17 protein-coding genes, 2 tRNA genes and 1 riboswitch are annotated in these 24,591 nt (G+C 72.1%); of the genes, 13 read left to right on the forward strand and 6 right to left on the reverse strand.

The window, feature by feature from the left end; all coding sequences use genetic code 11:
* Positions 1-2: 2 nt before the first annotated feature.
* From ACSHXN_RS21870 to ACSHXN_RS21900, 7 genes are all read left to right on the forward strand, one after another.
* Positions 3-353: a metallopeptidase family protein gene (locus ACSHXN_RS21870; RefSeq protein ID WP_331266303.1), complete on the forward strand. Its 351-nt coding sequence runs from the start codon at positions 3-5 to the stop codon at positions 351-353.
* 230 nt (positions 354-583) lie between these two features.
* Entirely contained in the window at positions 584-1,108 is a 525-nt protein-coding gene (locus ACSHXN_RS21875) for a hypothetical protein (RefSeq protein WP_355135285.1), read from the forward strand.
* 268 nt (positions 1,109-1,376) lie between these two features.
* Positions 1,377-3,596, forward strand: a complete 2,220-nt coding sequence (locus ACSHXN_RS21880; RefSeq protein ID WP_355135287.1) for a DEAD/DEAH box helicase — start codon at positions 1,377-1,379, stop codon at positions 3,594-3,596.
* A 240-nt stretch (positions 3,597-3,836) separates the two neighbouring features.
* Entirely contained in the window at positions 3,837-6,908 is a 3,072-nt protein-coding gene (locus ACSHXN_RS21885) for an FG-GAP repeat domain-containing protein (protein ID WP_356112439.1), read from the forward strand.
* Positions 6,909-7,002: 94 nt separating this feature from the next.
* Entirely contained in the window at positions 7,003-8,568 is a 1,566-nt protein-coding gene (locus tag ACSHXN_RS21890) for an amino acid permease (protein ID WP_355135291.1), read from the forward strand.
* A 117-nt stretch (positions 8,569-8,685) separates the two neighbouring features.
* A tRNA-Lys gene (locus ACSHXN_RS21895) sits at positions 8,686-8,758 on the forward strand.
* Positions 8,759-9,047: 289 nt separating this feature from the next.
* Positions 9,048-9,758: an N-acyl homoserine lactonase family protein gene (locus ACSHXN_RS21900; RefSeq protein WP_355135293.1), complete on the forward strand. Its 711-nt coding sequence runs from the start codon at positions 9,048-9,050 to the stop codon at positions 9,756-9,758.
* Between the two features lie 134 nt (positions 9,759-9,892).
* On the opposite strand, the gene ACSHXN_RS21905 is transcribed toward ACSHXN_RS21900, so the two are convergent.
* Positions 9,893-10,570 carry a GTP cyclohydrolase II gene (locus ACSHXN_RS21905; protein ID WP_355135295.1) on the reverse strand — a complete coding sequence of 226 codons (678 nt, stop codon included), beginning with the start codon at positions 10,568-10,570 and terminating at the stop codon, positions 9,893-9,895.
* A 139-nt stretch (positions 10,571-10,709) separates the two neighbouring features.
* Positions 10,710-11,219: a MarR family winged helix-turn-helix transcriptional regulator gene (locus tag ACSHXN_RS21910; protein WP_355135297.1), complete on the reverse strand. Its 510-nt coding sequence runs from the start codon at positions 11,217-11,219 to the stop codon at positions 10,710-10,712.
* Positions 11,220-11,315: 96 nt separating this feature from the next.
* On the opposite strand from ACSHXN_RS21910, the gene ACSHXN_RS21915 reads away from it, so the two are divergent.
* The 5 genes from ACSHXN_RS21915 to ACSHXN_RS21935 all read left to right on the forward strand — a co-directional run bounded on the left by ACSHXN_RS21915 (position 11,316) and on the right by ACSHXN_RS21935 (position 16,577).
* Positions 11,316-12,464 carry a dihydrofolate reductase family protein gene (locus ACSHXN_RS21915; protein WP_355135299.1) on the forward strand — a complete coding sequence of 383 codons (1,149 nt, stop codon included), beginning with the start codon at positions 11,316-11,318 and terminating at the stop codon, positions 12,462-12,464.
* A 104-nt stretch (positions 12,465-12,568) separates the two neighbouring features.
* Positions 12,569-12,642 (forward strand) — tRNA-Met (locus ACSHXN_RS21920).
* 169 nt (positions 12,643-12,811) lie between these two features.
* Positions 12,812-14,032: a PP2C family protein-serine/threonine phosphatase gene (locus tag ACSHXN_RS21925; RefSeq protein WP_355135301.1), complete on the forward strand. Its 1,221-nt coding sequence runs from the start codon at positions 12,812-12,814 to the stop codon at positions 14,030-14,032.
* Positions 14,033-14,265: 233 nt separating this feature from the next.
* A riboswitch (cyclic di-AMP (ydaO/yuaA leader) is annotated at positions 14,266-14,422 on the forward strand.
* A gap of 11 nt (positions 14,423-14,433) precedes the next feature.
* Positions 14,434-15,471, forward strand: coding sequence for a M23 family metallopeptidase (locus ACSHXN_RS21930; RefSeq protein ID WP_355135303.1), 1,038 nt, complete (start codon positions 14,434-14,436; stop codon positions 15,469-15,471).
* Between the two features lie 161 nt (positions 15,472-15,632).
* Positions 15,633-16,577, forward strand: coding sequence for an aldo/keto reductase (locus ACSHXN_RS21935; protein ID WP_438303566.1), 945 nt, complete (start codon positions 15,633-15,635; stop codon positions 16,575-16,577).
* 82 nt (positions 16,578-16,659) lie between these two features.
* On the opposite strand, the gene ACSHXN_RS21940 is transcribed toward ACSHXN_RS21935, so the two are convergent.
* The 4 genes from ACSHXN_RS21940 to ACSHXN_RS21955 all read right to left on the reverse strand — a co-directional run bounded on the left by ACSHXN_RS21940 (position 16,660) and on the right by ACSHXN_RS21955 (position 21,787).
* Positions 16,660-17,988 (reverse strand): PrsW family intramembrane metalloprotease, encoded by a 1,329-nt coding sequence (locus ACSHXN_RS21940; RefSeq protein WP_383352369.1) that lies wholly within the window; start codon positions 17,986-17,988, stop codon positions 16,660-16,662.
* Positions 17,989-18,041: 53 nt separating this feature from the next.
* On the reverse strand, positions 18,042-18,902 hold the full coding sequence (trmB, locus tag ACSHXN_RS21945) for a tRNA (guanosine(46)-N7)-methyltransferase TrmB (protein ID WP_438303567.1): 861 nt from the start codon (positions 18,900-18,902) through the stop codon (positions 18,042-18,044).
* A 65-nt stretch (positions 18,903-18,967) separates the two neighbouring features.
* Complete coding sequence (lhgO, locus tag ACSHXN_RS21950; RefSeq protein WP_438303568.1) at positions 18,968-20,206, reverse strand: L-2-hydroxyglutarate oxidase; 1,239 nt, start codon at positions 20,204-20,206, stop codon at positions 18,968-18,970.
* Positions 20,207-20,365: 159 nt separating this feature from the next.
* Positions 20,366-21,787, reverse strand: coding sequence for an MFS transporter (locus ACSHXN_RS21955; protein WP_355135311.1), 1,422 nt, complete (start codon positions 21,785-21,787; stop codon positions 20,366-20,368).
* A 685-nt stretch (positions 21,788-22,472) separates the two neighbouring features.
* Between ACSHXN_RS21955 and ACSHXN_RS21960 the strand changes: the two genes are divergently transcribed.
* Positions 22,473-24,557 (forward strand): asparagine synthase-related protein, encoded by a 2,085-nt coding sequence (locus tag ACSHXN_RS21960; protein WP_383352360.1) that lies wholly within the window; start codon positions 22,473-22,475, stop codon positions 24,555-24,557.
* Positions 24,558-24,591: the final 34 nt, after the last annotated feature.

The following is a 24,591-nucleotide window of genomic DNA, read 5'->3' on the forward strand; positions in this document are numbered from 1 at the left end:
CTGTGCTGGAAATGACGCGCGAGGAGTTCGAGGAACTGGTCGCCGAGGCGCTCGACCGGATCCCGCCGGAGCTGACGCGGCTGATGGACAACGTGGCGGTGTTCGTCGAGGACGAGCCGTCCGCCGACGACCCCGAGCTGCTCGGGCTGTACGAGGGGACTCCGCTGACGGACCGCGGGGAGTGGTACGCGGGGGTGCTCCCGGACCGGATCACCATCTACCGGGGGCCCACCCTGCGGATCTGTGAGACGCGTGCGGACGTGGTGGCGGAGACCGAGGTCACGGTGGTCCACGAGATCGCCCATCACTTCGGGATCGACGACGCCCGGCTGCACGCGCTCGGGTACGGGTGACGGCGGCGGACGCCGCGTGTGTGCGGGCGCCGGCCCCGTCCGACCGGGGACGCGTCTCGCCGGACGCGTGACGTTCTCCCCCGGGTGCGTGTCCTCCTGCGGGTGCGGGGAGTTGGGCAGGGGGACTCCTCGCACCTTCCCCGCGCTCTCGGCCGCTCCCCAGGTTCTCGGTTCCACCGGATCTGGGGATCCTCACGGGCAGGGGAGACCCCTATCGGAGGTGGCTGCCCGTGCGCGCCTGTTACGTACCCGTCCGTCTGGCCGCAGCTGTCATGGCCGTGACCGCGCTCGCCGGCTGCATGAGTGTGGGGGACGACGCGGGCAGTCCGTCGCCGTCGCACTCGGCGGGACGCCACGGCGGGGGCGCGCCCGGTGGTGGGTCGGCGGTCGGTCAGGGGGCGGGCGGCGGCCGCGGCGGGGCCGCGGTCAAGGGCGGTTCGACCGACCCGGACAAGTCGTCCGGCACCTCCGCGTCGCCTTCCTCCTCCGAGTCAAAGCACGGCGGCAAGGGCAAGGACGGCAAGCCGACCGCCGGGCACACCGAGGGCCAGGGGGGTGACGGCGGGGTGCCTCCCGCTCCGACGGACGGGAATCCGACCCCGACGCAGACCACGGCGGATCCGACACCGCCGAGCGAGCCGGACCCCACATCGTCCACGCCGACGACCGCCGAGCCCTCGTCCTCGGCACATGAGCAGACCACCCAGCTGATGCAGCGGGAGCCGGCGCCCCGCGCGGGCGTTCCGGCGATGTAGCCGTCCGGCCCCGCCCGACGAGGCCCACGGCAGGGCGAAGCGATCGTGTGGTGAGGGTCACCCGGGGCACGCGGGGCTCGGTTTGCACTCGACGGGGCTGGGTGCGTATGGTGGTAGATCGTTTGATCCCATTTGCCCGGCGCCACAAAGACGCGCCGCGTGTGGCGCGTACTCTCCCTTGCCGTGGCCGGACCGCATTGAGGCGGTCGAATGCGACTTCACGGATGTTTGGGCGCGTGCCGAGAACTCCGGAAGGTTCGCATTTCGCATGTCTGCTGTCAGTACTGAGCACGTCGTCCTGTCCGAGGACACCGAGGGCGGGGAAGCCGCTCCCGAGGTGACTTTCGCCGATCTCGGGCTCCCCGAGGGCATCGTCCGCAAGCTCGCCCAGAACGGCGTCACCGTCCCCTTCCCGATCCAGGCCGCGACCATCCCGGACGCCCTGGTCGGCAAGGACATCCTCGGCCGCGGCCGTACGGGTTCCGGCAAGACGCTCTCCTTCGGTCTGCCGACCGTCGCCACCCTGGCCGGCGGCCGCACCGAGAGGAAGAAGCCGCGGGCCGTGATCCTCACGCCGACCCGTGAGCTGGCCATGCAGGTCGCGGATGCTTTGCAGCCGTACGGCGACGTGCTCGGCCTGAAGATGAAGGTCGTCTGCGGCGGCACGTCCATGGCGAACCAGATCTACGCGCTCGAGCGCGGTGTGGACATCCTGGTCGCCACGCCCGGCCGTCTGCGCGACATCATCAACCGCGGCGCCTGCTCCCTCGAGGACGTGCAGATCGCGGTCCTCGACGAGGCCGACCAGATGTCCGACCTGGGCTTCCTGCCCGAGGTCACCGAGCTGCTCGACCAGGTGCCGGCCGGCGGCCAGCGCATGCTCTTCTCCGCGACCATGGAGAACGAGATCCAGACCCTCGTCGACCGGTACCTGAACGAGCCGGTGAGCCACGAGGTCGACGCCGCCCAGGGCGCCGTGACGACCATGTCGCACCACATCCTCATCGTGAAGCCCAAGGACAAGGCCCCGGTCACCGCGGCCATCGCCTCCCGCAAGGGGCGGACCATCGTCTTCGTCCGCACCCAGCTCGGCGCCGACCGGGTCGCCGAGCAGATGCGCGACGCCGGTGCGAAGGCGGACGCGCTGCACGGCGGCATGACGCAGGGCGCACGCACCCGGACGCTGGCCGACTTCAAGGACGGCTACGTGAACGTGCTCGTCGCCACGGACGTCGCGGCCCGCGGCATCCACGTCGACGGGATCGACCTCGTCCTGAACGTGGACCCGGCCGGCGACCACAAGGACTACCTGCACCGCGCGGGGCGCACGGCCCGCGCCGGTCGTACCGGCACGGTGGTCTCCCTCGCCCTGCCGCACCAGCGGCGCCAGATCTTCCGGCTGATGGAGGACGCAGGCGTCGACGCCTCGCGCCACATCATCCAGGGCGGGGCCGCGTTCGACCCCGAGGTCGCCGAGATCACCGGCGCCCGTTCCATGACCGAGGTCCAGGCCGAGTCCGCCGGCAACGCCGCACAGCAGGCCGAGCGTGAGGTCGCCCACCTCACCAAGCAGCTGGAGCACGCCACCCGGCGCGCGACCGAACTGCGCGAGGAGGCGGACCGGTTGGTCGCCCGTGCCGCGCGCGAGCGGGGCGAGGACCCGGAGTCGGCGGTCCAGGCGGCCACCGGCGCGTCCACGGCGGCCGACGCGGCGCCGGAGGCGGAGATCTCCGTGCCCGAGCAGCCGACCGCCCAGGATGTCGAGCGCGAGGAGCGCCCGGCCGGTTCGTCCTACGAGCGCCGTGAACAGCGCGACGAGCGGGGCGGGTTCCAGCGCGACCGCGAGTTCGACCGGGGCCGTGACCGCCGGGACGACCGCGGAGGGTTCAACCGCGACCGGGACCGTGGTTTCGACCGCCGGGACGGCGAACGTGGCGGGCGTTCGTTCGAGCGTCGTGACGACCGTGGCGGTTTCCGCCGGGACAACGACCGTGACCGTGACCGTCGCCCCTTCGACCGCGACCGCCGGGACAACGACCGCCGGGACGGCGAGCGTGGCGGGCGTTCGTTCGAGCGTCGTGACGACCGCGGTGGCTTCCGCCGGGACAACGACCGTGACCGTCGCCCCTTCGACCGCGACCGCCGGGACGACCGCGGAGGCTTCAACCGCGACCGGGACCGTGGTTTCGACCGCCGGGACAACGACCGCCGGGACGGCGAGCGCGGTGAGCGTGGCGGGCGTTCGTTCGAGCGTCGTGACGACCGTGGCGGTTTCCGCCGCGACAACGACCGGCGTCCGTTCGAGCGCCGTGAGGACCGCGGTGGGCACCGTGGCAGCGACCGGCCCTTCAACCGCGACCGCCAGGGTGACCGCCCCGGCTTCCGCGCCGGCGGTCACGAGCGCCCGTTCGGCCGCCGTGACGACCACCGCGGCTCGGGCGGGTTCGGCCGCCGCGAGGACAAGCCCCGCTGGAAGCGCAACGGCTGACGCCGGGCGCGCCCCCCGCGCGCAGTGAACGCCGTGGCCTCCACCGATTCCGGTGGGGGCCACGGCGTTTGCGGTGCGGAAGTCGCCGCACGAGACGCCGTCATCGCGTTCCCGCTTGCTGTGAACTTCCTATACGATCGGCGGGCTTTGAGGGGGATGCGGCGGCTGGGGGCCGGGGGAATCCGATGCGTGCACCGCACGCACACGCGTCCCCTCTCATGTTTTCGGGGAGGGAATTCCTTGTCGCGTCATGCCTTCATACGCCTGCGGCTGATCGCCGCGTCCGCCGTCCTCGCCGCCGGGCTCGGACCTCTGCTGCCATCGCCCGCGATCGCGGACGGGCCGCACGAGACGGTGGTCCCGGCGACGTTGCGCAGCACCTACACATCCGCCCGGCTCTTCCAGGGGTCGACCTACACGGGTCACGACGGCGCCGGGACCCAGGGCGTCTTCCACTCGCTGGAGGGATACACCGGGCAGGTCTGGACGCGATATGCGGACGGGAGGACCGTGCCCGTGGTCAAGCCCGCCGGAGCCACCTCAGCCCTGGCGACCGGCGGCGACGTGATCGCGTACGAGTACGGCGGGGGACGGGTCGACCTGTGGAACGCGGTGGACGGGACCACCCGCAGCGTGCAGACGCCCGCCGGGCTCCAACTGCTCACCGGGTACAGCGACCTGGCGGTCGGCTGGCGCAGTGTGCAGGCCCCCGACGGGACCACCGTGCGGGAGATGCACCTCCTGATCCCGGACGCCGAAGGGACCACACGTGACGTGCCCGTCGGTGGACTGCCCGAGGGGGTGAACCTCGGGGCGCCCGTGGGCGGGGACGCCACGGGTCTGCTGTTCAACGCCTCCCAGGACGGGCGTTACCTGTCGATCATGGTCGACCGGCGGACGGGGCAGGTGCAGAGCCTGACCCCGCTGCGCTCCAAGGTCTATCTCAAGGCGCAGGTCACCGCCGATCACGTGGTGCTGTTCAACCCCAACGAGGCCACCGTCCAGGTGCTTTCCCGTTCCGACCTGTCGGCCGCCCCGGTCGGGGTCACGCTGGACGGCACAGGGAGCGTGAACCCCGCCGACGGGCTCGCCGTGGTCGGTGACTGGCTGGTCCACCGGCCGAGCGCCGGCACGGCCGTGACCGCGGTGCCCATCGCCGGCGGTGCCGCGGTGACCGTGCTGACCTCGTCGGACTCCCCCGTCTCGGCCGTCTCCGACGGCACGGCCGTGGCCGTCGGGCGTACCACCGCCGACGACTGGGGCATCCAGCGCATCCGTGCGGGCGCGGCCGGCCGGCCCGTCGTCAGCCAGGTCAAGGCGCTGCCGAAACCGCCGTACAGGATCGAGGGCCTTGCCCTGGAGCAGGGGCGGCTGATCGTCGCGGAAGAGCGCGATCAGGGATACCGCCAGGCCTACGGCCGGACCGTCGCGGCCACCGGAACGCCCGAGTTCGGTGAGCGTTCCCTGTACAGCGACGATCTGTTCGGCTGCCCGTCGGCGGAAGGCGCCTGCCGGCTGTTCGCCACGCCGGACAACCGCGCGGTATGGCTGACGAGGGACACGGGGAGCATCGACCGCCTCCGGGCCGACGGGCCCGGCCAGGGCGGCTGGCGGGAGTTGAGCCTGCCTGCGGGCGGGCAGATCACCGACGCCTCGGGCCGGTACGTGATCCACACGACCGCGAGCCAGCAGCGGGTCGTCCAGCTCGACGACGAGGTCGCGAGCGTCGTCCGCGCACCCGGCGCCGCCGCTCTCTCGGGCGACGTGCTGTGGACGGCGGGGACCACTCCCGGCACGGTCACGGCCTACGACCTGACGACGAAGAAGACCATCGAGACCCTCACGACCGACGCCGGGTGCACACCCACCGAGCTCCAGGCGTTCGGCCGCTGGATCTACTGGACCTGCGACGGCAAGGCCGGGGTCTACGACCGCGACACGCACAGGTCCGTGCCCGTTCCGGCGGACGAGGCGAAACTCGGCGACGGTTTTGTCGTCACGCACGACCGGCGGGCCGGGAAGCTGACGCTCACGACGGTCACCGACGGAACGCCCGTGAGCCGGGTCATCGGCGATCTGCCGGACACCGGGGTCTCGCAGCGGGACGTGCGCTGGACGGTCGACGAGTCCGGCCCGAACGCCGCCTACGTCGACGCACAGGAGCGTGTGCATCTCGTACCGTCCGGAGTGCCGCAGCAGCCGCTGAGTCCGATGGACCCGGCGACGTCCGGCGACAGTGTCTTCGCGGACCAGAGCGACACCGGTCCCGACCTGACCAGGATCGTGCTGTCGAAGCCTGCGGCGAACTGGCGTCTGACGGTGCGCAGCAAGGCGACCGGCAAGGTCGTCGACACCCGCGACGGCGGGGAGGCGCGCGGTGAGCTGGCGGTGAAGTGGCACGGGGCGACCGGCACGGGCCGTCTCCCCAACGGGCTCTACGACTGGACGCTCTCGGTCGCGCCGGCGGACGGCGTGGGCCGGCCGCTGGAGACGAAGGGCACGGTCCGGCTGCTGCACGGCGGCGCGGTGCGCCATGACTTCACGGGCAGCGCTTCGCAGGACCCGGACGGTGTCGGCGATCTGATCACCCTCGGCTCCTCGGGCGGTCTGACGATCCACCACGGGACCGGGACCGGGAAGTTCTCCGCGCAGACGACGGCCTCGGGCTGGGCCACGTCGATCAAGGCGGTGCCGTTCGGCGACCTGAGCGGGGACCGGTGCAACGACGTGCTCGTGAAGCTGAGCAGCGGTGCCGTGCGTCTGTACAAGCCGGGTTGTGGCGCGGCGCTCAAGCCGACGACGCCGTACACGACGCTTGTGACCAGTGGCTGGAACGTGTACGACGTGTTGACGTCGCCGGGGGACGTCAGTGGTGACGGGCGGCCTGATCTGCTGGCTCGTCATGCGTCGACGGGTGCGGTGTATCTGTACAAGGGGACGAGTGCGGGGAAGTTGTCGGCGCGGGTGAAGCTGTACGACAACTGGAAGACGTACAAGAAGGTGGTGGGTGTGGGTGACCTGAACGGTGACGGGGTCGGGGATCTGGTCGCCCAGGACAGGTCGAATGTCTTCTACCGTTACTACGGGACGGGGAAGGGCACCTTTGCGACGCGGGTGCGGTTGTCCACGAACTGGGGTAGTTCGTACAACGTGGTGATCGGTGCGGGTGACATCACGGGGGACGGCAAGGTGGACATCGTTGCGCGGGACACCGCGGGCAGTCTGTTCCGGCAGACCGGTTACGGCAACGGGTCCTTCGCGCCGCGGGTGAAGATCGGCACCGGCTGGCAGAAGTACAAGGGGATCTTCTAGCGGTTCCCGAGGTGGCCACCCGTACGACAATTTTTGGCCATGACAACCACCGTGTGGCGCATGTCACGTCCCCGGCGAGGGAATCGCTGGGGGCATGACATCTCCCTCACCCTTCGGCGCCCGCGGTCCCTCGGGACCCGCGGGCGCCGCCGTGTCCGACGAGGAACGGCTCGCCCAACTCGGCTACACCCAGGTCCTCGCCCGCCGGATGTCGGCGTTCTCCAACTACGCGGTGTCCTTCACGATCATCTCGGTTCTCTCGGGCTGCCTGACGCTCTATCTGTTCGGTATGAACACGGGCGGCCCGGCCGTGATGACCTGGGGCTGGGTCGTCGTCGGCCTGATGACCCTGTTCGTCGGCCTGTCCATGGCCGAGATCTGCTCGGCGTATCCGACCTCGGCAGGCCTGTACTTCTGGGCCCACCGCCTCGCGCCCCCGCGGACCGCCGCGGCCTGGGCCTGGTTCACGGGCTGGTTCAACGTGCTGGGCCAGGTGGCGGTGACGGCGGGGATCGACTTCGGTGCCGCGTCCTTCCTGGGCGCATACCTCAACCTCCAGTTCGACTTCGAGGTGACACCGGGCCGCACGGTGCTGCTGTTCGCGGCGATCCTGGTACTGCACGGGCTGCTCAACACCTTCGGCGTCCGGATCGTCGCCTTCCTCAACGGCGTCAGTGTCTGGTGGCACGTGGTGGGGGTCGGGGTGATCGTCGGAGCGCTGGCCTTCGTGCCGGACCACCACCAGTCGGCGACCTTCGTCTTCTCGAAGTTCGTGAACAACACGGGTTGGGGCAGCGGGGTCTACGTGGTGCTGCTGGGGCTGCTGATGGCCCAGTACACCTTCACCGGCTACGACGCGTCCGCCCATATGACGGAGGAGACGCACGACGCGTCGACGGCCGGTCCGAAGGGGATCGTCCGGTCGATATGGACGTCGTGGGTGGCCGGGTTCGTGCTGCTGCTCGGCTTCACCTTCGCCATCCAGTCGTACGACAAGGAGCTCGCGTCCCCGACGGGCGCACCGCCCGCCCAGATCCTGCTGGACGCCCTCGGCGCGACCGCGGGCAAGCTGCTGCTCCTCGTGGTGATCGGCGCCCAGCTGTTCTGCGGGATGGCGTCGGTGACGGCCAACAGCCGGATGATCTACGCCTTTTCACGCGACGGCGCCCTGCCCTTCTCGCATGTCTGGCACACGGTCAATCCGCGTACGCGCACACCCGTGGCGGCCGTCTGGCTCGCCGCGCTCGGCGCTCTGGCCCTCGGTCTGCCGTACTTGATCAACTACACGGCCTACGCGGCCGTCACCTCGATCGCCGTCATCGGGCTGTACGTCGCCTATGTGATCCCGACCCTGCTGCGGGTGCGCAAGGGCGAGGCGTTCGAACGCGGGCCCTGGCACCTGGGCCGCTGGTCGCACATCGTCGGGGTGGTGTCGGTCGTGTGGGTCGGGGTCATCACGATCCTCTTCATGCTGCCGCAGGTCTCCCCGGTCACCTGGGAGACCTTCAACTACGCACCGGTGGCGGTCCTCGCGGTGCTCGGCTTCGCGGCGACCTGGTGGCTGGCGTCGGCGCGGCACTGGTTCCTGAACCCCGAACACGAGCGCACGCGCGCGCGGGAGGCGGCGCGGGCCGGGGCACCGACGGTGGTGGATCCGTAGGACCGGGCGGGGCGGTGGGGCCATCCGCAGGATCTCGGCCGCCGGTGTGGCCGGGTCACCGATACCCGATCGGAGTCCCGGCCTCCTCCGGCTATGCTCGGGGAGGCAACATCGCCTGGGCCCTTAGCTCAATTGGCAGAGCAGTGGACTTTTAATCCATTGGTTGTGGGTTCGAGTCCCACAGGGCCTACCGGCACCCCTCGGGGTCGGAACCCTCGTCGACCTGCGTCGACGGGGGTTCCCCCGTCTTCGGGGCGAGCCCGGCAGGGAGACCCGTGGGCGAAGCGGCCGCCGGGTCCTCACGCCGGTCCGCTGCCGGCCGCCGGGCGCGGTACGCGGGCCGAAGCGCGGGCATGGTCGCTCACCGGTCACGACGGGCAACAGAACGTGCTGAGCCTCGAGTCGGCCCACCGCGGCCCGTGCGCTTCGCTGTCGGCAGATCGGCCGCCGTGCGGAGCGCGGTCCGCGAGGATGGCCGCATGGGAAGAGACATCGCGGTGCGTCGGCTCGACCTCGGGTACTTCGTCCGGCCCGCCTCGGAGACGGGCAGCGGGCAGCCACGGGTGGAGCCGGTACTCGCCTATCTGGTGCGACACGAGCGGGGTCTGCTCCTCTTCGACACCGGTATCGGCGCCGCGGACTCGGAGACCGAGGCGCACTACCGGCCCCGGCGCCGTGCGCTGCAGGAGGCTCTGTCCGCGGCGGGGACGGTCCTCGACGACATCTCCGTCGTGGTGAACTGCCATCTGCACTTCGACCACTGCGGCGGCAATCCCCTGCTGGGCGGCAGGCCCGTCCTCGTCCAGGACGTGGAGCTGGCCACCGCACGTCGGGGCAACCACACCTTCGACGAGCTGGTCGACTTCCCCGGCGTCGTCTACGAGGAGCTCGCCGGGGAGACCGAGATCTGGCCGGGGGTCCGGGTCGTCCCCACGCCCGGGCACACCCAGGGACACCAGTCCCTGGTCCTGCGGAAGGACGACGGCACCGTGGTCCTCGCCGGCCAGGCCCATGACTTCGCATCCGGGTTCGCGTCGGACCAGCTGGCCCGCCACGCCGCGCTCCAGGGCGTGGAGCAGCCGCTTCCGCCCTACCCGTCCTGGCTGGACCGGCTCGCCGATCTCGACCCCCGGCGTGTGCTCTTCGCACACGACTGCTCGGTCTGGGAACCGTCGGACGGCAGCCTCTGACACGGCTCGGAGGCGGCACCACGAGGGGTGTCCGGCACGGATGTCCGACACGGGCGCGGGCCGGGGCGGCCCGCGGCGCCTGACACACGGTCAGGCCGCCCCGGCCGTCGTGGGACCGGCGTCGGTGCGCCGCGTCAGCCGGCCGTCAGCTCCGTGAGGGGCAGGGTGTGCTGGGTGTGCACCACCTTCGCGCGGAGGTAGCGGACGTTGTGCGCCGTGGTGAAGACGCCCGTGGGGACGTGGTGGGTGACCGCGAGACCCAGGGCGCGGAGCTGCGCGGCCTTGTCGGGGTTGTTGGACAGCAGGTCCAGGCCGCTGATGCCGAGGGCGCGGAGCATCTGCGCGGCCGCCGTGTAGTCGCGGGCGTCCTCCGGCAGACCGAGCGCGGCGTTCGCTTCGTAGGTGTCCAGACCCTGGTCCTGCAGGGCGTAGGCGTCCAGCTTGTTGTAGAGGCCGATGCCGCGGCCCTCCTGGCGGAGATAGAGCAGAACGCCACCCTGGTCGGCGATGCGTTCCACCGCCTCGCGCAGTTGCGGACCGCAGTCGCAACGGGCCGAGCCGAAGACGTCGCCGGTCAGGCATTCGGAGTGCAGGCGCACCAGCGGGGGCCGGTCGGCGGACATCTCGCCGAGGAGCACGGCGAGGTGCTCCTGGCCGTCGGCGAGGCCGTGGAAGGTGACGACGTCGGCGGTGACCGTGTAGCCGTCGCCGAAGCGCAGCGGGACCGTCACGCGGGTGCGGACCGTGGCGGTGGGCAGGCGGGTCGGGTCGCCGCCGTCGCCGGATGTGGTGGCGTCGCGTGGGTCGGTCATGTCTGTCGTCCTCCTCCAGGCCGGCTGCGGGTGCGGAGTGCCCCGCTGCTTCAGATTTGAAGCACAACCTCGGTCGCCGACTCTAGCCCGTGTTTTAAAGTTCAAGCAACCTTTTTCGGGCTCCGAGGACTCCGGGGACTTACGCCGAGGACGAACGCCGCCGCCAGGGCAGGCCGCCGCACGCGGACTGCTCCTCGCCCGCCTGGAGCGCCGCCGTGATCCGGTCGCAGATCGCCTCCAGCTGGCTCACCTGCTCGGGCGTGAGATGGTCGAAGACGGCTGCGCGGACCGTTTCGACATGGCCCGGCGCGGCGCGCTCCAGCAGCGCCGCCCCCGCGTCCGTCAGGACCGCCATGCTGCCGCGCCGGTCCGTCGGGCACCCCTCCCTGCGGACGGCGCCATCCTTCTCCAGGCGGGTGACGACATACGTCAGCCGACTGCGGGTGATCTTCGTGGCCTCGGCCAGATCCGTCATCCGCATCCGGCGGTCGGGTGCGTCGGAGAGGTGGGCAAGTACGGAGTAGTACAGGTGCGGCATGCCGGCCTCCTGCTGGAGCTGCCGGTCGATCGTGTCCTCCAGGAGCCAGGACGCGGCGATGTAGGAGCGCCAGGCGCGCTCTTGCTCCGGGGTGAGCCAGCGGGTCGTCATACTGGCAGTGTAGTTATTGTTTAAAACTTGAACCAAGCGTCGGCAGCGCGACCTTCCTGCCTGGTTGCCGACCGAAGTCCCACTGGAGCGCACCCCATGGCCCACCCTTACGTCCTCCTGTCCGCCGCCGTCTCCCTCGACGGCTTCCTGGACGACACCGGGCCCTCGCGGCTGCTGCTGTCCGGGCCGGAGGACTTCGACCGGGTCGACGAGGTACGGGCGGGCAGCGACGCGATACTCGTCGGCGCCGGCACGCTGCGCATCGACAACCCGCGGCTGCTGGTCAACTCGCCCGAGCGGCGCGCGGCCCGGGTCGCCGCCGGGCTGCCGGAATACCCGCTCAAGGTGACGGTCAGCGCGTCCGGCGACCTCGACCCGGACGCCCAGTTCTGGCACACGGGCGGGGAGAAGGCCGTCTACACGACGGACAAGGGCGCCGAGCGGCTGCGCGGGCTGCTGCCGGAGAGCGTGGACGTGGTCGCGCTGGGTCCCGACGTGGAGTGGCGGGCGGTGCTCGACCACCTCGGGGACGTCAAGGGCGTACGGCGGCTGATGGTCGAGGGCGGCGGGCGTGTGCACACCCAGCTGCTGCGGCAGGGGCTCGCGGACGAGCTTCAGCTCGCGGTCGCGCCGTTGTTCGTGGGGCAGGCGGACGCGCCGCGGATGTTCGGGCCCGGCGACTACCCGCCGGGGCGGATGCGGCTGCTGGAGGCGCGGACGGTCGGGGACGTGGTGCTGCTGCGGTACGTGCCCACCGCGCCCGGGACCGGGACGCTCGCCTCGGCCGCGGACCGGCGGTGGCTGGAGACGGCCTGCGAGCTCGCGGCGCAGTGCCCGCCGTCCCGCACGGCCTTCAGCGTGGGAGCGGTGGTCGTCGCGGCCGACGGCACGGAGCTGGCGCGCGGGCACTCCCGCGAGGACGGCGATCCCGTGGTCCACGCGGAGGAGGCGGCCCTGGCCAAGCTGGACCCGGAGGATCCGCGACTGCCCGGCGCCACGGTGTACAGCAGTCTGGAACCCTGCGCGCGCCGCTCGTCCCGGCCCGCACCGTGTGCCCGGCTGATCCTGGACGCCGGGATACGGCGGGTGGTGACGGCATGGCGTGAACCGGACACGTTCGTGCGGTCCGCCGACGGGAACGCGCTGCTGACGGCCGCAGGCGCGGAGGTGGTGCTCCTGCCGGAGTACGAGGAGCGGGCGAAGGCTCCGAACGCCCACCTGCTGTCCCCGCCGGCCCGCCCCTGAGGCGTCGCGCAACCCCCCCGACGGCTGCAAAGAGCCGGCAGGGGTCGTGGCTGCAGAACCTGTGTCTTTCGTGTCCCGCGCATGGCGTACACTTGAATCACCGACGCGGGGTGGAGCAGCTCGGTAGCTCGCTGGGCTCATAACCCAGAGGTCGCAGGTTCAAATCCTGTCCCCGCTACTGATGGCCGAAGGCCGGAGTCCATGAGGACTCCGGCCCTCGGTGTTTCCCCGGTTCCCTTTCCTCCGCCCCCGCTCCGTGTCCGCCCGCCCGGGCGTATCCCGCCGTTCCGTACTCCGGCCGGCCCACAGCGGTCGCCTCGCACCGTCCTTCCGGGAAGCCTGGACGGGTGGTTCAGCAAGCAGGTGCGCGGTGGCTGCAGGAGTCGTACGACGACGAGGACCGCCTCGACGCCTTACTGACCGGAGAACCCGTCTACGCCCCCGGTGCCGGGGACGTCCGGCGGCCGCGCCGGGCCGAGCGTGAGACCCGCCGCCTTGTACGCGCGCGGGCGATCCTGTCTGCCCTGCCCGTGCTGCTCGTCGTGGTCGGCACCTGTTACGACTGCCTCACCCCGTCCGACGTCACGGCCGGCCCCCTCTTCACCGCGGCGCCCCTCGTCGCCGCGCCCCTGTACTCGCTGCGCGGCACGGTGCTCACCGGCCTGGCGGCGATCGTCGCCGTCCTCGCCGTCCACCTCGGGCTCGGCCTGCTCGGCGGGGCCGGTGCGATCACCGAGTCGGTCACCATCGTCACCGTCGCGGTGCTCGCCGTCCTCATCAACGTGCTCGTCCGCCGCAAGAACGAGCGGCTCGCCTCCGCACGCGGGATCGCCGAGGCCGCCCAGCGCGCCGTGCTGCCCGAGCCCGCCGCGCGCATCGGCGGGCTCGACATCGCCGCCCGGTACGAGGCGGCCCAGGCCGGCGCCTTCATCGGCGGCGACCTGTACGCCGTGCAGGACACCCCGCACGGCGTACGGCTGGTCGTGGGCGACGTGCGGGGTAAGGGGATGGGCGCGGTGGCCGTGGTCGCGGTGGTGATCGGCGCCTTCCGGGAGGCCGCGGAACAGGAGTCGACGCCGGAGGCCGTCGCCCAACGGCTGGAGCGGGCGCTGTCGCGTGAGGGGACCCGGCGCGACGGCCCCGACGTGGTCGAGGGGTTCACCACCGCGGTCCTCGCGGAGCTCCCGCACGGCGGCGACCTGGTCCGCATCCTCAACCGCGGTCACCCCGCGCCCCTGATGCTGCTCCCGGACGGCAGCCTGCGCGTGCTGGAGGCCCGCGAGAGCGCGATGCCCCTCGGCCTGGGCGCCCTCGAGGCCCGGCCCGACCGCGCGGAGGAGTGGGACTTCCCGCCCGGGGCCATGCTGCTGCTGTACACGGACGGGGTCTCCGAGGCGCGTGATCGGCACGGGGAGTTCTACGACCTCGCCGCCGGACTCACCGGCCGGGTCTTCCCCGGCCCCGGCGCACTGCTGGCCGCGCTCACCGAGGCGGTCGCCCGCCACACCGGCGGCCGGGCGACGGACGACATGGCCCTGCTGGCGGTGCGCAGACCCGAGCGTCCATGACCGCGGTCACCAAGGGTGAGTGACCGACCCCCCTCCGCATAACAACTGACTTACGGTCAATACATCTGAGGTTTATGAGGCGCGGTCAACTCGCCCCTTTTTCCCCGATCATGCCGGGAAAGTCCAGGCCAGAAGCGTTAATGATCTGTCCGAACGGCTTGGAATCAAGGCCCCGGGTCTATTAACGTTCGATAACGCAGCGCGGTCGTCCCAGCCGTCACAAGAGGCGGCTCCGTGCGCGTGTGCCGAATCCCGCAAGGGAGCCGGGGAACCACCACCTTGGGGTGAATCGGGCGGAGACCACCGTGGAAGCACGGTCGGTATACGCGCGTAGGAGACCTTCCTCTCCGAACCCGTCAGCTAACCCGGTAGGCGAGACGGAAGGAAAGGAGTGCGCCCACGTGGCGTCCAACCGGCCTGCCCAGAGCACCTCGTTCGCTCCGAACGACACTCAGACGTTCGGCTTCGCGCCTGGCAACGACGAGGGCCCCTGGGAGGAGTGGAACCCCACCGAGGAGTCCCTCCGTCCCGTCCGCGGCCGGCACCGCGTCGCCAAGCAGCGCGGGGGCGGACTCGCGCGCAGCTCCACGGTGTTGGGCGTCGGCGTGATGGCCGCCGTCGGTGCGGGCGGCATGGCCACCGCGCAGAGCGGCAAGCCTCCGGTGTCCATATCCATGCCCGACCTCTCCTCGGTCACCCACTCGGCCAAGGAGTTCATCGGCGCGGAGACGAGCAGTGCCCCCAAGGGCTCGGCCACCGCGCTCAGCAGCGCCGGCCTGACCACCGAGGAAGCCGCCGCCGGCTCCTCGGACGCGGGAGAGGCGCTGCGCGCCCGGATCATGCAGCAGGCCGAGTCCCAGCAGGACCGGATCGCCGCCGCGGCCGCGCAGGCCGCGGAGGACGCCGCCGCGAAGAAGGCCGCCGCAGCCGCCGCCAAGGCGCAGGACGACGCCAAGGCCAAGGCCGCCGCCGCGAAGAAGAAGGCCGAGGAGGAGGCCAAGAAGAAGGCCGAGGCCGAGCGGCTCGCCGAACTCGCCAAGCAGTACGCGCTGCCGACCTCCTCCTACACCCTCACCTCCCGCTTCGGTGACGCCGGTGCCATGTGGTCCTCCGGCTACCACACCGGACTCGACTTCGCCGCGCCCACGGGCACGCTCATCAAGGCGATCCACAGCGCCACCGTCACGGAGGCCGGCTGGGCCGGCTCGTACGGCTACCGCACGATCCTCACCCTCGACGACGGCACGGAACTCTGGTTCTGCCACCAGTCGTCCATCAGCGTGACCGTGGGGCAGAAGGTGGCCACCGGCGACGTCATCGGCCGTGTGGGTGCCACCGGCAACGTGACCGGGCCGCACCTGCACCTGGAGGTGCACCCGGGCGGCGGCGACGCGATCGACCCGATGGCGTGGCTGCAGAGCAAGGGCCTCACCCCCTGACCGCAGACCTCTCCCGGCCCCGGTAGCCCTGACGGCATCCCCCCGACGTCAGGGCTGCCGGCCGTGGCGCACAGAGGGCGGAATGGGTGGATCCGATTGTTTGCAAGATCTTTGCGGCGATTACGGAAGGCGCCGGTCCGGTCGGCGCGTTCTCATGGACCATGACTTCCCTTCGCACACTCGGCTCCTCCGATCTCGAGGTCTTCCCGCTCTCCCTCGGCGGCAACGTCTTCGGCTGGACCGCCGACGAGGCGCAGTCCTTCGCCGTACTCGACGCCTACGCGGCCGCGGGCGGCAACTTCGTCGACACAGCGGACTCCTACACGGCCTTCGCCCCGGGCAACAAGGGCGGTGAGTCCGAGACCATCATCGGCAAGTGGGTCAAGGCGCGCAGCAACCGCGCGGATGTCGTCATCGCGACCAAGGTCAGCCAGCACCCGGAGTACCAGGGCCTGAGCGCCGCGAACATCAAGGCCGCCGCGGACGCGTCCCTGCGCCGTCTCGACACCGACTACATCGACCTCTACTACACGCACTTCGACCGGCCGGAGGTGCCGGTCGAGGAGATCATCGGTGCGCTCGACGAACTGGTGAAGGCGGGCAAGGTCCGGTCCATCGGGGCGTCCAACATCTCCGCCGAGCGTCTCCAGGAGTCCCTCGACGTCTCCGACCGCGAGAACCTGGCGCGGTACGTGGCGCTGCAGCCGCACTACAACCTGGTCTCGCGCGACACGTACGAGGGCGCGTTGCAGGACGTCGCCTCCCGCGCGGGTCTCGCGGCCGTTCCCTACTTCTCGCTGGCGGCCGGTTTCCTCACGGGCAAGTACCGTCCGGGGACCACGGTGGACTCGGCGCGGGCCGGGCGGGCCGGCGAGTACGTGAAGTCGGAGCGGGGGGTACGCGTCCTGGCGGCCCTGGACGAGATCGCTCAGGCGCGGGGAGCGGAGATCGCCACGGTGGCCCTCGCATGGCTGGCGGACCGGCCGACGGTGGCGGCCCCGATCGCCTCCGCACGCACCCTGGAGCAGCTGCCGGCCCTGCTGGGGGTGGCGGATCTGTCGCTGACGGACGAGGAGTCGGCGAAGCTGACGGCCGCGTCGGCGTAAGGGCACGGACCGCCGCGCCCCGCTGCCCCGCCGAGCGGTCACCCCTGCTCGGTCCGGCGGCACCGGCACCTCGCGGCGACCGCTAGGAGCGGTACGGGTTGTACGTGGGAGGCGGCGCCGCCGGGACGTAGGGCGGTGACCAGTACGCCGGCGCGGCCCCGTACATCGGCAGGACCGGTGGCGCCGTCACCGGTGTCATGGACCGCGCGGCGTCCGCCAGGGCCGGCCGCGCCACCGCGCGGCGGGCCCACAGCGCGCAGAGCAGTTCCCGCTCCCGCGGGACGAACTCGGCGCCTGCCCGGCCGAGGCGCCCCCGGCGGCGCAGGAACGCCAGCGATGTCGCATAGGCCTCGTACTCCGCGACGGAGCGCGCCCCCGCCCGGCCGAAGTGGTGCCCCGCGTACTCCCGGGCCAGTCGCCGCGCCCTCATCGAGCCGAGCACGAGCGGCTCCACGGGCCCCAGCCAGCCGGCGATCGCGTAGGCCGGCAGTTCCTCGCGCACGGTGCGCAGCTCCCGCTGCCGGGTCCAGACGACCAGCCAGGTCAGCAGGGCGAACGCGGGTGCCATGAACGACGCGTAGACCGCGAAGAACCCGTAGTCGCCGAATGTCGACGACCCGTTCCACATGGCGTGCATGCCCATCGCGAGCAGCAGCCCGCCCAGGGGGACCAGCACACGGCGTACGCGCCGGCGTTCCGCCGAGAGCGCCGCGACACCGAAGCCGATGCCGGTGAGCACGGTGAACAGCGGGTGCGCGAAGGGGGACATGACCACGCGCACGAAGAAGGTCGCGGCCGTCACGGAGGTGAGCCCGTGCCCGCCGCTCAACCGGTCCGTGCCGAAGGCCGTGCCGAGATAGAGGATGTTCTCGGTGAAGGCGAAGCCGGTCCCGGTGATCCCCGCAATGACCACGCCGTCGACGATTCCCGTGAAGTCGCGTCTGCGGAAGAGGAAGACCAGCAGTACGGCCGCGGCCTTCGCGGACTCCTCCACGACGGGTGCTATGACGGTCGCGCCGAGCGTGTCGGCGCTGTGCGGATCGGCGATCGCGGTCGCTATCCATCGGGTCGCGAAACTGTTCGCGACGATCGCGATCAGTGCGGCCGCGCACGCGCCCCAGGCGAACGCGAAGATCAGATTTCGCCAGGGTCCCGGCTCGACCCGGTCCAGCCAGCGGAAGGCGGCGACGAGCAGCGGCACTGGCAGCACGGCGAGGCCGAGGCCGACCAGGAAGCCCTCGGTGCCGGTCTGTTGGCGTACGAGGGCGAGGATGACGAGCCCCGAGAGCGTGAGCAGGGTGGTCAGCCCGCAGTAGCGCACCCACCGCTTCTGCCACCAGTGCGCGTGCCCGGCACGGCCCCGACCGGCGTCGCCGCCGGGTGGCATCGGATGCGGGGGGAAGGTGGCCACGGCATCGACCCTAACGAGGAGGGGAACCGCTCGCGACGGCGCGCGACAGGCGCTCAGTCGTCGGCGGAGGGCTGGTCTCGGTGCTCTGCGCGGCGGAACAGCAGATCGTTCACGACATGACCTTTGTCCAGTCCCTGGCCTTCGAAACGGGTCAGCGGCCTGAAGTCGGGACGTGGCGCGTAACCGCCGTCGGGCTGCGTGTTCTCGAAGTCCGGGTGCGCGGTCAGTTCCTCGAGCATCTGCCGGGCGTACGGCTCCCAGTCCGTCGCGCAGTGCACCAGCGCGCCCGGCCTCAGGCGGGCGGCGGCGAGCGTGAGGAACTCGGGCTGGATGAGCCGGCGCTTGTGGTGGCGCTTCTTGGGCCAGGGGTCGGGGAAATAGACCCGCAGTCCGTTCAGGGAGTCCGGCCGGAGCATCTCGCGGAGCAGGATGATCGCGTCGCCGTTCCCGACCCGGACGTTGGTCAGTCCGCTCCGGTCGGCGAGATTGAGCAGGTTGCCCTGCCCGGGCGTGTGCACGTCGACCGCGAGGACGTTGGTGCCGGGGTCTTCGGCCGCCATCCGCGCGGTGGCCTCGCCCATGCCGAACCCGATCTCGAGGACGACCGGACGGGTGTTCCCGAACAGCTCGGCCAGGTCGACGATCCGCTGTCCGTCGATGTCCAGCCCCCAATCGGGCCACAGCCGCTGCAGGGCGTCGGCCTGCCCGGCCGTCACCCGGCTGCGACGCGGCTGGAAGCTCCGGATCCGGCGCTCGAAGTGCGAGCCGGCGGGATCGGCCATCGGCCCGTCGGGGAACCGGGGCTCCCCCTTGGCGCGGGTGTGGCGCACGGACACCCCGGGGGCATGGCTGCCGCCCGGGCCGCCGACGGCGACCGGGTGGTCTTCGGGAGCGAAGTCGAGGGAGTCAGACACAGTGGGACCAATTTTAGGGCCTGCACGGCCGCGGTCGGCCGCCGTGCCGAGGTGACGCGGGCCCTTCAGCCCCGTCCCAGTACCGCCAGCGCCCTGCGCGCCACCTCCCTGCCGATCGGCAGGGAAGCCGTGGCGGCGGGTGACGGCGCGTTCAGCACATGGACCGCGCGTGGGCCCTCGCGGATCAGGAAGTCGTCCACCAGCGTCCCGTCCCGCAGCACGGCCTGCGCCCGCACCCCGGGCAGGATCCGCACCAGGTCGTCCTCGTCGATCTCCGGCAGCAGCCGGCGCACCGCGCGGGTGAACGCGCGCTTCGACACCGACCGCAGCAGCTCGCCGGTTCCGTACCGCCAGTGCTGCCGCGCCATCCGCCACGCACCCGGCCACGCCACCGTCGCACCCAGCTCACGCGGCCGGACGATCCCCCAGCCGTACCCCTCGCGTGCCAGCGCGGGCACCGCGTTCGGCCCGACGTGGACCTCCGCGTCGACCCCCCGCGTCAGATGGACCCCGAGGAACGGGAACGCCGGGTCCGGCACCGGATACACCAGCCCTCGCACCAGCTCGGGCCGAGCCAGCGCGTAGTACTCGCCACGGAAGGGCACGATCCGCATCCCCGGGTCGTCGCCGGTCAGCCGGGCCACCTCGTCACAGTGCAGTCCGGCGCAGTTCACCAGCACGCGGGCGCGCAGGATCGTGCCGTCGCCGGTGCGCACGGCGGCGCCCAGGGACGGCCGCCGATCGATCCGGACCACTTCCGCGCCGTAGCGGATCTGCGCACCGGAGGCCTCACCCAGCCGCCGGGCGACCGACACGAAGTCGCAGATCCCGGTCGTGCCCACATGGATGGCCGCCAGTCCCTGCACCTGCGGCTCGTACTCCGCGATCTGGGCCGGGCCGAGCTCGCGCACGGGAATGCCGTTCTCCCTGCCGCGCTGGACGAGCGCGTGCAGGCGCGGGAGCTCCTCCCGCTCCGTCGCGACGATCAGCTTGCCCGTGACGGCGTGGGCGATGCCGTACTCCGAGCAGAACTCGACCATCTCCGCGGCACCCCGCACCGCGTACCGGGCCTTGAGGGAGCCGGGGCGGTAGTAGATCCCGCTGTGGATGACCCCGCTGTTGCGCCCCGTCTGGTGGCGGGCCGGGCCCGGCTCCTTCTCGAGGACCGTCACCCGGGTGCCGGGGGAGGCACGTGTGATCGCGTACGCCGTCGACAGGCCGACGATCCCGCCCCCGATCACCAGCACGTCGCAGTCGTAGGCGCTCTCCCGCACCTGCTTCACCTCCCGGCTTCGATAGTGCACTGCGCCACCGACAATGCCTTCAAACCGGGCCGCGCCCCGTGACGGCGCGGTGCTGTGCCGAAATGCGGTTTTCTGTGCGGGCTGGAGCGCCACGGACCGTCCGCGGCTCCGCTGCGCGACGGCCGGGCGGGTGCTCGGCGGACCCGCCCGGCGGAGCGCCTACGCGGGAGCCATCAGCAGCGGCCGTGCCCGCTCCCGCAGCTCCACCACACGCGGCTCGTCGCCGTACGGCTCCAGGCGGTGCAGCAGATCCCGCACGTATTCGGTGGTGCGCGCCGACGATATGCGTCCGGCGACCTCGACGGCCCGCACGCCCTGCTCGCACGCCGCGTCCAGGTTGCCGGACTCCAGCTCGGCGACCGCCGACACGACCAGGCGCAGCCCGTGGGAACGGACGAACTCCTCCGTCGGCCGCGACAGCGCCTGCTCGGTGAAGCGGCGGACCTGGCGGGGTGCCTTGAGGTCGCGGTAGCACTCGGCGGCATCGGCCGCGAAGCGGTCGTAGGAGTAGAAGCCGAGCCAGGACGGGTCGTTGTCGCCGTCGCGGGCCCGCTCCAGCCAGCCCTCGGCGGCCTTCAGGGCCGCGCCGGCCGCCTGGGCGTCACCCGCGCGTGCGTGTGCGCGTGCCTCGACGAGGCGGAAGAAGCTCATGGTGCGGGCCGTGGCCAGGCCGCGGTTGCGCTCCAGGGCGGCCTGGGCGAGGTCGACACCCTCGTCCCCGAAGCCGCGGTACGTCGCCTGGAGCGACATGGAGGCGAGGACATAGCCACCGAGAGGCACGTCGGCGGCCGCACGCGCCAGGCGCAGGGCCTGGATGTAGTAGCGCTGGGCGGCCTCCTGCTGTCCCGTGTCGAAGGCCATCCAGCCGGCCAGGCGCGTCAGTTCGGCACTGGCTCCGAACAACGCCCTGCCCACTTCGTCCGAGTACGAACCGAGCAGCAGCGGCGCCGCCTCCACGCGCAGGCATTCGGGCACCATCGACGAACGCCAGTCGCCACCGCCGTACTTGGAGTCCCAGCGCCGGGCGTCCTCCGCGGCCTCACGGAGCTTCTGGACATCGCTGTGGCCGACCTTCAGCGGCGCTCCCGCCCCGTCGCCGGGGCTCGGATCACGTGCCACCGAGCTGTCGGCCGGTGTGATCAGCCAGCGGGAAGCAGGGGTCGCATAGGCGCTCACCGCGAACGACCCCGCCAGCGACTGCCAGATGCCGCCGCCGGTCCGGCGCCCGGCGAGGTCGAGGCGGTAGAGCTCGGTCGCCGACCTCACCGCCTGTCCTACGTCCCGGGGGAAGGCGAGGCCCACTTCCGGTGCGGGATCCGCGTCCGCCAGACCGATCTCGTGGAGCGGTACGGGGCGGCCGAGCTTCTGGCCGATGGCCGCTGCGATGAGGTGGGGAGCGGCGCCCTGCGGCACCATCCCCTTCGACACCCAGCGCGCCACCGACGTCTTGTCGTAGCGAAGAGTCAACCCGCGTTGGGCGCCAAGGTCGTTGACGCGCCGGGCGAGTCCTGCGTTGCTGATTCCCGCGAGGGCGAGAACGGCGCCGAGTTTTTCGTTCGGCCCGCGTTGCTCCCTGGACATGCGTCACCCCTCGACACAGACGGCTGCCGCAGCGGTGGCATAACCGCGCGGCATTCGTAAACCCAGCGTAGTTCGCCGCATCCCAAGCGTTAAGGGGCTTAAATCCGGATGGCGGGATTGTGGTCCGTACCTCGGCACGGACGGTTGCGGCGTGCTACCGGCGTGTGGCCGTGCGCCCGTCCGTGCGCTCTTCTCCGGCCACCGGGGGAGCGGTTCCATGGGCCTTGCGTGGGTCGGCCCGCTGTACTGGATCCAGTGGGCTGGGGGACACCGCCGCCTTCATCCCCGCGGGTGGCGGACCGGTCCGGGAGGTGAACTCCACCTCCCGGACTGTGCGTTGCGCGAGAGCCTGTACGGAGCGTGCCCAACCGTGCCCGCCCACCCTCGATTTGGCCGAAATCCGACGGTGGTTCTCAGCGGTGATCAAGGCTCCTACCACCACTCTTCAGGGCGCGAAGGGCGTTTTCGGGGAGCATTTCGGGGGCGCATTCACGTCGCTGTTCGTTGAGGACTTCCGCCCGGCGGCCGTTTGCCGAACGGGAGTCCACCGGCTCGTGCCGGTTCGTGCACGGGCGCATTCCACGGCGCGCAAGCAGTGGCACACACCCTCCCACGGGCACTCTTCGTGGCAGCATGGGAGCCGTTCGTACGGTGCACTGGTTGTCCCCAGCCTGTGGAGGCGTCGATGCGGTGGTTGGTGGGGTGGAGCAGCACCGCCGCTGGAGCCGCAGCGCCCGGATCGGCCGGGGCCACCGGATACGACGGCGAGACCGTGCACCCGGTGGGCTCCCAACTCCTGTGGGGCGACCCGGATCCCCTGTGGGCCGTCGGCGACTGGCGCCCCGACGAGGTGCGCGTGGTGAAGGCCGACGCCCAGAACCGGATCGCGGTCCTGGGCATGTGCGGAGCGTCCGACGAGGAACTGCGCGTCGGTCTGTTCGCCGCCCGGGGAGGGGCACTTCGCCATCTGACCGCCTGGCCCGGCAGCTATACCGCCGTCGTCCAGGTCGGACGCAGGATCACGGTGTGCGGCGATCTCGCGGGCGCGCGGCCGGTGTTCCACACCCCCTGGGCGGGCGGCACGGCCTACGCGACCGCCGCTCTCCCCCTCGCCGACCTCATCGAGGCCAATCTGGACTTCGGGCACCTGGCGGCCCTCCTCGCCGCACCCGACGTACCGGCCGCGGTGCACGACTCGACCCCGTACGACGGCGTTCGGCGCATCCCACCGGGCCACGCGCTCATCCTGCGGGCGGGATCACGCGAGATCGCCGGATACGAGCCGGTCGCCTCGCTCGCGGTCGCGGCACCCCCGGCGGACCCGGGAGCGGCGGTGGACGCGGTGCGCGACGCCCTCGTCGACGCCGTGCGGGCGCGTCTGGCGGCCCCCCGGCACATCCCGGGCACCGACATCGACCCCGGGCCCGTTCCCGGGATGGGGCCGGCCGAACGCCGCGCCGCGCGCGGGATGCCCGTGCCCGGCATCGGCTCCGACCTCTCCGGCGGGCCGGCCTCCGGCACGCTGGCGCTGCTCGCCGCGGGTCTGCCCGGGATGCCCGGGACGGTGCTCGGGCACGGCACCGGAGCAGGTGAGCGTCTGCTGGCCGTCACGTTCAACGACCTGGCGGTCAGGGGGCGCGAGGCGGAGCTGGAGCGGGCGGGCACGCTGGCGGCGAACCCCCGTCTGCACCATGTGGTGGTGGCCGGCGGCGAAGAGGTGCTGCCGTATGCCGACCTGGAGGGCCCGCTGACCGACGAACCGGGCCCGTCCCTGGTGACGGCGGCCCGGCATCGCGCACGACTGGCCGCGGGCAGCGCCGACCACTTCACGGGCTACGGCGCGCGCCAGGTCCTCGACGCGCACCCGGCCCGTCTCGCGGACCTGCTGATGGACCGCAAGCGGCGCCATCTGGTGCGCCCGGTGGCCGCGCTCGCGAAGGCGGACGGCTCGGTGATGGTCCCCGCGCGGGTGTACAGCGCGGCGCGCAGGCTGGCCCGTACGCCCTACCGCGCCGGGGTCGACGCGCTCTCCGACCGGCTGATGCAGCGGCGGTTCGAGGAGCCCGGAGGCGCCGTGGGCGCGTCGCTCGCCGCGCTCACCTGGGCCAGACCGGGGCCCGCGGCGCGCTGGCTCACCGGTGAGGCACTCGCTGAAGTATCGGTTCGCCTCCAAGGAGCCGCCGGACGGACGGGAGGGGGTCCGGGACAGCGGCCGGGCGACTTCCGCGCCCGGGCGGCGCTGGCGAGACACGCGGCGGATCTGCGGGTGCTCGAACAGGCCGCCGAGATCCGCTCCCAGCGGCTGCACGCGCCGTTCCTGGACAACCAGGTCGTCCGCGCGTGCCGGGTCCTTCCCGAGGCGCTCCGTGTGCAGCCGGGGGCACGGGCGGCGATCCTGCGCACGGTGCTGGAGGGCGCGGGGGTGGGCGGCCTGCCCCCCGGCTGGGGCGCACCCACGCACGCGTCCTCCGCCGTGGCCGCCCGCACCGGTCTGCGGGTGGCGGCGGACTCCCTGACGGGCCTGTTCGACACACCGCTCCTCGCCGAGGCGGGCCTGGTCGAGGCCCGGGTGGTCCGCGAGGCGGTGCGGGACGCGGCGGACGGCGCCGCGATCCCGCTGGACGGGATCGCGGACCTGGTCGCCCTGGAACTGTGGCTGCGGCGTCTGCTGTCCCGACGGGGCACCTGCTGGACGGGCACCCCGGCCCGGGCGCGCGCCGTGCCGGCGGGCATCGCGCCCCAGGGCCGCGCCCTCGGTGCGGGCGCGTAGGCCCCGCCCGGCGCACCGGGGCTCCGCCACGCCG

The sequence above is a fragment of the Streptomyces sp. HUAS TT11 genome, assembly GCF_051553595.1.
GTDB lineage: Bacteria > Actinomycetota > Actinomycetes > Streptomycetales > Streptomycetaceae > Streptomyces.